General features: G+C 58.0%; 8 protein-coding genes. 5 read left to right on the plus strand and 3 right to left on the minus strand.

Annotated features, from left to right (window positions below; all coding sequences use genetic code 11):
• Nucleotides 1-14: 14 nt before the first annotated feature.
• Entirely contained in the window at nt 15-899 is an 885-nt protein-coding gene (locus NQ050_RS09615) for a glutaminyl-peptide cyclotransferase (RefSeq protein ID WP_257039104.1), read from the plus strand.
• A gap of 30 nt (nt 900-929) precedes the next feature.
• The gene (locus NQ050_RS09620; RefSeq protein WP_257039105.1) at nt 930-1454 is read left to right on the plus strand and encodes a DUF2771 domain-containing protein; all 525 of its coding nucleotides are present in this window, start codon (nt 930-932) and stop codon (nt 1452-1454) included.
• 153 nt (nt 1455-1607) lie between these two features.
• Here the strand turns inward: NQ050_RS09620 and NQ050_RS09625 are convergent, their stop codons facing one another.
• Nucleotides 1608-1991, minus strand: coding sequence for a cold-shock protein (locus tag NQ050_RS09625; RefSeq protein ID WP_257039106.1), 384 nt, complete (start codon nt 1989-1991; stop codon nt 1608-1610).
• Nucleotides 1992-2705: 714 nt separating this feature from the next.
• Here NQ050_RS09625 and NQ050_RS09630 point away from each other — a divergent pair.
• The 3 genes from NQ050_RS09630 to NQ050_RS09640 all read left to right on the plus strand — a co-directional run bounded on the left by NQ050_RS09630 (nt 2706) and on the right by NQ050_RS09640 (nt 5861).
• Nucleotides 2706-3323, plus strand: coding sequence for a resuscitation-promoting factor Rpf1 domain-containing protein (locus tag NQ050_RS09630; RefSeq protein WP_257039107.1), 618 nt, complete (start codon nt 2706-2708; stop codon nt 3321-3323).
• A 531-nt stretch (nt 3324-3854) separates the two neighbouring features.
• Nucleotides 3855-4220: a DUF485 domain-containing protein gene (locus tag NQ050_RS09635; RefSeq protein WP_257039108.1), complete on the plus strand. Its 366-nt coding sequence runs from the start codon at nt 3855-3857 to the stop codon at nt 4218-4220.
• Nucleotides 4221-4235: 15 nt separating this feature from the next.
• Nucleotides 4236-5861, plus strand: a complete 1626-nt coding sequence (locus NQ050_RS09640) for a cation acetate symporter (RefSeq protein WP_257039109.1) — start codon at nt 4236-4238, stop codon at nt 5859-5861.
• 291 nt (nt 5862-6152) lie between these two features.
• Here NQ050_RS09640 and NQ050_RS09645 read toward each other — a convergent pair whose 3' ends face one another.
• Both NQ050_RS09645 and NQ050_RS09650 read right to left on the minus strand, forming a co-directional pair.
• Nucleotides 6153-9830, minus strand: a complete 3678-nt coding sequence (locus NQ050_RS09645; protein WP_257039110.1) for an SdrD B-like domain-containing protein — start codon at nt 9828-9830, stop codon at nt 6153-6155.
• 229 nt (nt 9831-10059) lie between these two features.
• A partial coding sequence (locus tag NQ050_RS09650) for an integrase core domain-containing protein (RefSeq protein ID WP_257039079.1) occupies nt 10060-10489 on the minus strand: 430 nt, incomplete at its 5' end.

The following is a 10489-nucleotide window of genomic DNA, read 5'->3' on the forward strand; positions in this document are numbered from 1 at the left end:
GATATTATGCCAGAATGCCAAGCATGAACGCGCTGCCAACTCCCCAACCAGCTACCCGTACCGCTTCCCTGCTGCTGACCTCCGCCCTCCTTGTATCTTGCTCCAGTCCCTCCCCCACCGTGGAGCCGGAGCCCGCGGCTGGCGCGCAGGGGGATGCTTCGCTGGCGGCGTCGGCACCTGCTGACATTGAGCGCCTGGGCGTGACCATCCATGAAACCTTGGACTTCGACCCCACTGCCTTCACTCAGGGTCTCGAGGTGGATGCGCAGGGCGATGGGACGTCGCTGCTGGTGGGCACGGGTTGGGAGGGGGAATCGCGGATCTTCCGGCTGGATCCTGCAACGGGGCAGCAATCCGACGTTCACCCGTTGGAGCCCACTGCATTCGGTGAGGGCATTGCCCGCAGCGGCGACACCGTATGGCAACTCACCTGGCGCAACGGGGAGGCCATCAAGCGCGACGCCACTACGTTAGCCGAGGTGGGGCGCGTCCCTGTGCAAGGTGAAGGCTGGGGACTGTGTGCCTTTGATGACGTGCTGCTTCGCTCAGACGGCACCTCTACCTTGACGCTGCACGACCCTGCAACCTTTGCGGCCGTGGGCACGATGCCTGTGACCTTGGCGGGTGCACCAGCGTCAAAGCTCAATGAGCTGGAGTGTGTGGACACGCCGCAAGGGCGGCAGGTGTATGCAAACGTGTTCCTGAGCACGGACATTCTGCGCATTGACGCCGCATCAGGGCAGGTGAACGCCGTGATCGACGCCTCCACCGTGCCCAACAACGCCACCCCGGACTCCAATCATGTGCTCAATGGCATCGCCGCGATCCCCGGCGAGGAGAACCGTTTTTATCTCACCGGCAAACGATGGCCGGACCTGTATGTGGTGAGCTTTGAGTAGCGTGAGCGTGCAAGGGTAGGATGTGGCCTCATGGCGAGTCGTGCACAAAGGCGCAAGAACCTCATTCAGATCGTGGCCCTGGTCATCGCGGTGGTGGTGGTAATCACCGCAAGCGTGCTGTTCCAAAACTGGTGGAACAACCGCCCCGGTCCACAACCTGCCGAGGTTGCAATCAGCGTTTCCAACGGCTCCGAACAGGTAGAGGTGACTCCCTACTCCGTGTGCGAACCCGGGGTGGAATGCGCGGAAAATGAAGTGCCGGTGGTCCCAGTGCCTGCCGACGGCACCATGACGCTCACACTGCCCAAGGAAATCTATGACCATGACTGGGCACTGCTGAAAATCTACGACGACCCCGCGGCAAACAGTGAGGCCTACTACACCAGCAACCAAGCAACCGAGGTCACCGTCCCCGGCTCAGTGGACCCCACCACCGCCGAGGACCCCACCCGCCCCCGCCTGGTGGTTGTAGAGGTGACCAGCGTGCAAATTGGCACCAATGAAGCCGGAGAGGAAACTCCCTACAGCGTGACCTGGTCAATCGCTGCACAATAACGCCGTATGGCTCCTGTGTTGCGGTATTGCGGTGTAGCGGTATTGCGGCGAAGGAAACACGAAAGCCACAGCCTCGGATGAGGACTGTGGCTTTTCTTGTACTTGCTGCTTGCTGCTTGCTGCTTGCTGCTTTGTCGCCTTGCTGCCTTGCTGCTAGACGTCCAGCTCGCGGGCTACCGCTCGAAGAATTTCTGCGACCTTCCGGCTTTCCTTGCGGTCCGGGTACCTGCCCTTAAGTAGTTGCGGTTGCACCTGCTGCTCGAGCACGGTGACGAGGTCAGAAATCATCGAGTGGAGTTGCTCGGTGCTGAACTGGTGGCTGGGCTTGCGCCTCGGCTCATCCAGGACCGTCACCCGCAACGCCTGCGGGCCTTTGCGCCCGGCGGCGAAGTCAAAGTCAATCCGCTGACCAGGGGTGAGTTCCTCAACCCCTTGCGGCAGGACAGACTTGCCCACGAACACGTCTTCTTGGCCTGGATTGCTCACAAACCCGAATCCGCGCTCGGCGTCGTACCACTTCACTTTTCCAATTGGCACAGCTTCTTCCTTTCTTCCACTCGCACTCGTTGGTTTGGCGGCCCACCCTCGGCAGCACGCCCCTTTGGGTTGATCTGCGCTGTGTGAACGCTTTAGGGACGCCGTTTGGATGGTTCCACGATTCTGATTCCTTATATAGTGCGGCATTTGGTATGCAGCCAAGTATGCGACCGAGAATGCAACTAGGTGCCGTTTGATTGTGGGCACCTTGGGCATCCGCATCGGCCAGCACTTTCCCTACTTATAAGGGAAACACTTTATCTTAAGCGTATCTCGTCTGTTTTCCATTCCCGCGCCGTGGGAATGGTGGGAATGTCTGTGAAGTACCGTGGTTCCACGGCCGTTTGCATGCGGCGGGCAGTCGGGGTGGAAACTTTTTGAAAATTTTCCTACACCCAAAAGGCGTGGTCACAGGGTCGCAGTGATACATGTGTGACATCTGATGTGTCCAAAACGAAGAAAAAACGTGACACATTCGTTATAAACCGCTACGGTTGGTTGCTAGGCAGCGTGCCTGCACAAGTTCGAGCCTTCGCCACACTCCTGTCTGGGCTCAAAGCTTCTGGCACATACATCTGCACAACTTGACCGTTTGAGTTTCTGGAACACCACGCCTTCGCGGCGCCGGAAACAACTACACAATTCAAGCAGACAGGAGCGTGAACCAACCACGGTTCGCAATTTTCGGCGGCAATGACGAGAGGATCTTTTTCCATGGGACGTCACTCACGTAAGACCACTTCCGGCTTTACCAAGTTCGCCGTATCCACCGTGGCCATCGGCACCGCCGCAACCATCATGGCCCCACAGGCCTCCGCTGCACCTGACTCCGACTGGGACCGCCTGGCTCAGTGCGAGGCCGGCGGCAACTGGGCTATCAACACCGGCAACGGTTACTACGGCGGCCTGCAGTTCTCCGCTTCCACCTGGAACGCATACGGTGGCCAGCAGTTCGCACCAACCGCAAACCTGGCAACCCGCGAGCAGCAGATCGCCATTGCAGAAAAGGTCCTGGCTGGCCAAGGCTGGGGCGCATGGCCTTCCTGCTCCGCTCGTTTGGGCTTGAACTCCGCCCCTACCCCACGCAACGTGGCGGCAGCGCCAGCAGCAGCTCCCGCACCGGCACCTGCACCAGCAGCGGCTTACGCTGCACCAGTTGCACAGCCACAGCTTCCAATCGACGCCTTCTACAACTCCCTGAAGGAGCGCGCCGCAGCCCTGGGTATTGGCATCCCACCAGAGGTAGACGCCCTCTACCACTCGCTGCGCAACAACATCAACGCCTTCTTTGCCGCGAACCAGGGCTTCATCAACACCGTTTTCAGCAGCTAACAGCTCTTCAGCCGTTCAGGGCGAAGGAGCAATTAGTTGAGCCGCGGGGCTTTTGCCTCGCGGCTTTTTGCACGCTTGGGGCGAGTTTGACGGACTCTCAAGAGCCACGCCTCAAGCCCCGGAACCCAAAGCACCCCCAAAAAGGGGCACTGTGGATTCATGCCCGATCAGTACCACTCCACGCGATTGATCCTTTTCGCGGCTACCACACCCCGCCAACAGGCCCACCAAAAATTGCCCCAGAGCAGCCAAAACCTACCACACCTCCACCCCTCTGCTGCTTGCACCCAATCCCACAAAACCCAATGTTTGCAGCTTTGCAAAGATCACTTTGCAAACTATTTTCCCCCTCCAAGCTGGATCCTTAGGTATTTTGCGCCAATCTAGTGTGTAATAACCCACATCACATTTTGAGTAGTGATCTTCATTGCACTGCGCATCCCCAAACGTTTCCCAAACGTCACAGCAAAAAAGACGCTATTAGGGACTTTCCCAAGGGCTGCCGGTTCAAGATTCCTAGAAAGGGCATTCATGTCTGAGCAACAAGTGGCCAAGCATGTGCCAACTCCTGATGAGTTCCTCGCGATGAGCGAGAGCCAGGAGTTTGGGCAACTGCGCAGCACGTTCCGTCGCTTTGCTTTCCCGGTCACCGTCGCCTTCTTGGCGTGGTACCTCTTCTACATCGTCGTCGCTACCTTTGCTACGGACTTTGTGGAGACCCGCGTGTACGGGGCTATCAATGTTGGCATGCTGCTGGGCCTGGCCCAGTTCGCCACCGCTGGTCTGATCACCTGGGCGTACGTCCGCTTTGCAGACAACAAGATTGATCCGGCTACAGAGGCGATCCGCAACAAGATGGAGCACCCTAGCTCCCCAACCTCCACATCCGCGGCTTAAGAAAGGGCAGCACTGATGAACTCTAATTTTTCTGTGCTCGCACAAGAGCAGGTGAATACGGGTAACCCGATCCTGAACATTGCAATCTTCCTGCTGTTCATTGTCGGTACGCTCACCATCGTGGTTCGCGCAACCCGCCAGACCTCCCAGAAGGGCTCCGACTTCTACACCGGTGGCGCTTCCTTCAACGGTTGGCAAAACGGCCTCGCAATTGCGGGTGACTACCTCTCTGCTGCCGCGTTCCTCGGCGTGACCGGCGCTATTGCGCTCTACGGTTACGACGGCTTCCTGTACTCCGTGGGCTTCCTCATCGCCCTGCTGGTTGCACTCGTGCTGGTGGCTGAGCCACTGCGGAACACCGGCCGCTTCACAATGGCCGACGTACTTTCCTTCCGCCTCCAGCAGCGCCCAGTGCGCACCGCTGCCGCTATTTCCACTTTGACGATTTCCCTTTTCTACCTCATCGCCCAGATGGCTGGCGCAGGTGGCCTGGTGGCGCTGCTGCTCGGTATTCAGGGCAAGGCTGCACAGAACATCGTGGTTGCCGTGGTGGGCGTGCTGATGATCGTTTACGTGCTGCTCGGCGGCATGAAGGGCACCACCTACGTTCAGATGATTAAGGCAGTGCTGCTGGTCGGTGGCTCCCTGATCATCGCCCTGCTGACGTTCTGGGCTATCAAGGGTGGCTTCAACGCAACGCTGGAAGCTGCGGTGGCGAACCACCCATCGGGCGAGGAGATCCTCGGCCCAGGCATGCGCTACGGCGCCACGACGCTCACCAAGATCGACTTCGTTTCCCTGGGCATGGCCCTCGTGTTCGGTACCGCAGGTCTGCCACACGTTCTGATGCGCTTCTACACCGTGCCAACTGCACGCGAGGCACGTCGTTCCGTGACTTGGACCATCGCAATCGTTGCTCTCTTCTTCCTGCTCACCGTGGTGATGGGCTACGGCGCTGCTGCACTCGTCGGACCTGACACCATCAAGGCAGCTCCGGGTGGCGTGAACTCCGCAGTGCTCCTGCTCTCCGCTGAAGTTGGCGGCCCGATCTTCATGGCTGTGATCTCCGCTATCGCCTTTGCAACCATCCTCGCTGTGGTGGCTGGCCTCGCCATCACCGCCTCCGCATCCGTGGCTCACGACATCTACAACTCCGTGATCCGCAACGGCGAAGCCACCGAAGAAGAGCAGGTCCGCGTTTCCCGCATCACCGTGGTGGTCATCGGTGTCCTGGCGATCGTCTTGGGCATCGGCGCAATGGGTCAGAACATTGCGTTCCTGGTGGCGCTCGCCTTCGGTATCGCTGGCGCGGCAAACCTGCCAACCATCATCTACTCCCTGAACTGGAAGCGCTTCAACACCACCGGCGCGCTGTGCTCCATCTACGGCGGCCTCATCATCTCCCTGGTGCTGATCACGTTCTCCCCAGCCGTGTCTGGTGCTCCAACCGCAATGTTCCCGAACGCTGACTTCGCGTGGTTCCCATTGACCAACCCAGCGATCGTCGCAATCCCAGCAGGCTTCCTGCTCGGCATCATCGGCACCCTCATTGGCAAGCCAGACAACCTGCCAAAGAAGGCCGCTGAGATGGAAGTTCGCTCCCTCACCGGCGTGGGCGTGGAGAAGGCAGTTTCTCACTAATCACAACGCTCACCGCAAACCGAAATCCGGCTTCACCAACAGGTGGGGCCGGTTTTTTCATGCCGGTCAACACACGCAGCAAAGCATTGCCGACGCCCACCGCTCACCACCCCACGCATCATCACCGTGGTCGGCAATTGCGGTCCTGGAACTGAGGGCTCTTTGACAGTGCGCTCGAGCGCGGGAGAGCACGTTCATTTTGCTGTGGGCCGCACATCAGTGACACACCAAAGCCCTCATGGGTAATTCCCATGAGGGCTCTGCGCGAAGGCTGGCTATGCCACGGTTCTTTTATCGTTGCGCCCGCCGGAGGATCAGCGTTGCACCAACAATGGTGAGTGCGCCGGCAGCCAGTGCGAGCCACAGCAACTCAGGGCTCACGCCGGTGTTCGCCAAAACACGCTTTGCAGGTGATACCGGTGGCGTAGTGGTGTGCGCACTGGCGGTGGAGCTCGGAGATGCTGGAACCGAGGATTGTCCAGAATCCGGTGCAGGACCTGGAATCGGGACTGGCACCGGAACTACCGGAACTCCCGGCACAACTGGCAGCGGCGGCACAGACGGCGTGCTGGTTGCGCTCGTTGGCGGAGTTGGAGGAGTTGGCGGCACTGGCTCGCTGGTCTCGCTGGTCTCGCTGGTCTCGCTCGTGGTACTCGTTTGGCTTGGCTCAGTGGAACCGGTCGGCTCAGTGGAACCGGTCGGCTCAGTGGAACCGGTCGGTTCCGTGGAACCAGTCGGTTCCGTAGGTTCACTTGGCTCCGCCGAAGTAATGGTAGGCGGAGGTGGGTCGAGCACCACGCCGATGTCCAAATTGCGTTCGTCGGTAGCAGCACCCAGGCTCAGGGCAGCAACCTCTCCTGTCTTCTGATGTGCGTCAGAGTCAATCGTGGTATCTGTTCCTACGATCTGCTCCGTAACTTTGTAGCGCCGTTGCTCGAGCCATCGGACGTCGAACTGCACCGTATATGCGCCCTGCTCACCAACGGTGCCGTCCACCAGTTTCACGGGGTCCGAGCTGTGCAGAGCGTCAAAGAGGTACTCACCTTCGGCATCAGTGGTATCTTCCGCAACCAATTGATCCCCTTGGAGCAGCTTCACCGGAACGTCCTTGAGCAGTTGTTCATCTGCATCGCGAATGCCGTCCTTGTTGGCGTCAATCCAAGCAACGCCGCCAATGGAGCTGGCGACTACGGTCACATGGTCTGCATCTCGGGTGCCCAGAGGAATTTCACCAGGTACCCCGCCAACTACACCAGTCTTTGGATCGTACACACGACCAGACGCATTGTTGTCAAAGATGTTCGCAGCTTGTTGTCCCGATGCCTTAAACACCAGGTCCATCGAGCCGTAGCCCTGAGTGCTGGATGGAATGGAAGGAAGGGTCAAGCGGATTGCCGTGGCGTTAGCAGGCCAGGACTCTGGGGAATCAATGGAGACCTCAGTCCACGTTGCATTTTCAGCTGGCGATTCCCCGATGGTGTTAGAGGCACCCGTGGTCAACTCTACCTTCACACCTGCAGCATTTGCGGAGCCGCTAAGAACGATCTTTGCCAGCTCAAGCTTTCCAGCAAAATTGCTGTAGCGCTCGGAGCCTTTAGGCCCGTCACCCGTGTAAGGGAATACGTCTACGAACTGTGCTTGGCCCAGGTTGTAGTTGTTGTAGTTCACCCACTCCACACGCCATGAAACTGGCTCATCCTTTACCTCGATCACAGGATCAGAGGTGAGGAACTTACGGAAGAAGGCTGCTTCTGGCGTGCTCGCGGACAAGGAGGTGCCGTCGGTTGCGTCCTTTGCAGTGTGATCCGCGCTCAACACAGCAGAGTCTTCGACCGTTGCATTGTACGGATTGCCCTGCGGTGGCAACACAATACCCATGGTTGCGGTGTAGTTGATTTCGGGCAGCCGAGTCTCAGTAGTGACCTCGCCTGCTGGGGTGAACACCAACTGCATTCCGCGGGCATCATCGCTGGTGTATGCCAGCCCATCCGGACCCAAGTCTGCTGGAAGAATTTCTGCATTCCAGAATGGATCGAGCCCAGAGAGATCAACATTTACGATGCCTGGGTCGAGAGTATCCACCAGCTTCAAGTTGGTGACCGGATTTGGCTGGAACGTACCCGCCGCCTGGCCAACCTGCGGGGTCAGCCGGTAGTTGATCGTGCCCTCAGGCGCAACAGAGGTCTGACCTTCGGTAATTTCCTTGTCCAGCAGCACCACATTTCCCACCACGGTGACGTTGGAGGAAGCATTGCGGTTCTTGCCTTCCCACTCATCCGCCATCCAGCGGCTTTGGGTGGTCAGAACGGTGCCCGGACCAGCAACTGCCTTGAACGGCGCCTGGCTAAACAGGAGATTGCTATTGGGGTAATCCCGACCAAAGTTTGCACCAGTGTAGGTACCTGCACGCAGGAAGCGAATGCCACTGATCGCGTTTGGATCCAAGGAGTTACAGTCAACCCATTCCATGGACTCGGCAGTATTGATGTTGGTTCCATCGAATGCCGTGGTACAAAGCGTGGTGTAGCTGCCTTCGGGCATTGCGCGAGAACGCAACGCTGGATTCGTCACTGCGCCTGACACGCTCGGCGCGACCTCGCCAATGACAGCGCCGCTGAGATTGGCGACGTCCAGAATCTGCTTCTTGGGGTCCCAGAACTGATACGCGGTGAGGTTATTCAGGGTTGGTTCCTGGTAGATGTAGATTGCCTCACCAGTGAATTCTGCCTCCAGGCCAATATTGCCGTTGGTCACGTTTACCCAAGTATCCTCATTTTGCCGCGCCACAATTGGAGAGGCGGTATTACGGTTCGGGTACGCCTCCTCCAAAGTTGCGTCTGCGGTCAGAGGTGCAAAGTTACCCATGCCCTGCTGATAGCCGTACACCGGCTTTTGGCGTTGCATGGTCACGCTGGCAGCGTTGTTCTGCACGTTCGTCTCAGTAAACGGCCTGCCGTGGGCGTCGGTCCAGTCACGTGGAGTGACCTTGGCTGTGAGGGTATAGGTCTCACCCTCTGGGATTTGGTCCTGCGGCGTAATGCTGGTAATCACCATCGTGTTTGCCTGGCCCATGAGGTTACAGCCAGCGTTCGCCTTCATGGTCACCGTGGTCTTCTGCGGTGTTGTGTCCGGGTTGCGCTGCCAATTGTTGTACGCGCTTGGAGAAACGATGGACCAGCAACCTGTAGTGGCGCGCGGAGGAAATTCAAAGATGCTCTTGAGAGCCCCGGGAGTGCCGGTGAATTCAACATCAAACATGATGTTGCCGGCCGGGTCTGCGTAACCAACTTTGCTGAGCGCCTCCGGCTGCAGGCGAACAGTCCACTCAGTCACGTACGCAGGTTTCTTCATGGCAGCGGTAAATACATATGCCGCATCCAGAACGGGCTGCTTGCGTACTGAGATGGAAATATCGGAGCTGATGGTGCTTCGCACAGTCACCGTTTCCAGCTCGTATTCCCTCACACCAGATGCATCTTGCACGGAAATCTTTGGAGTCCAGGTGAAGCCGTCTGGGCAAGCTTGAGTAGCGAGCGCTTTGAAGACCTGGGTGCGGACAACACCACTTGCCTTCTGGTCCCACAGCACAGAAAGGGTGTTTGCATCAGGTTTGCTCAGCACACCGGTGCTCGCCCCGGAATCCAGGTTGAAATTGAGGGAGGTGTCCACTGAAGTATCCCAGGCAAAACACGCTGGTTTTTCCATCGTAATGACCGCATCACTCACCGCGTCTGCGGTGGTGTTTGCTTCAATGCGGAAGCCCACCAGGTCATTGACCGCCACGATGTTGTTGTTGGCCACTGTGTCCACTGGGTTGTTGTTGAGCTGGTATCCGTCCTGATCTTTAGTCAGGGATACCGACGTAAACGATCCCACCGGTTCCGCGTGTGCCAAGGGCACCACGGCAAGTGGAACTGCAATGAGTGCTGCTGTTATTGATCCCAGCAACGCCTTCAGGGAGAGTTTCAAGTGGGGTTGTCCTTTCAAAGCACAAAAATCGGCCTCAAGGGCCGAAAAGCCACTTCAAGAGTAGCTTTTCCCCAGGAAAAACACAAAGAAATATTAAGTACTAATTAAGCTGCTCAAAGGCGTTACTCACAGGCGCTGGCACAGGCAAGTTGATGCTTGGCCCCAAACACAAACAACCACACCCAACTGCCTTCAACGCAGTGGGTGTGAGCTGCCCTGGGTTTTGTTCCTAGGCATTTGCCTTGGTTTCCATTATGGCTTTGGGTGGGTTGTATGCCCAAAAGGCTGCTTCAACCTCGGCTGGTGTTCGGTAGCCAAGGCTTTGGTGTAGCCGGGACTCGTTCCACCAAGTCACCCACTTAAACGTTGCGCTCTCTACCTCGATAACGTCGTTCCATCGGCGAGGGTGAATAAGCTCATTTTTGTAGGAGCCGTTGACGTTTTCGGCCAGCGCATTGTCATAGGAATCTCCCACCGTGCCGGTAGAGGCAGTAATCCCATACTCAGCCAAACGCTCGTTGTAGATGATGCTCACGTACTGAGAGCCATGATCCGAGTGGTGAATAAGCCCAGTTGTTTCCTTGGCGCTGACAATTGCTTGATTGAGCGCCTGCAGCGGCAGCAGCTGCGTGCGCATCGAATCTGACAGGGCCCACCCG

This window comes from Corynebacterium sp. 122RC1 (genome assembly GCF_024580955.1).
Classification (GTDB): Bacteria; Actinomycetota; Actinomycetes; order Mycobacteriales; family Mycobacteriaceae; genus Corynebacterium; species Corynebacterium kozikiae.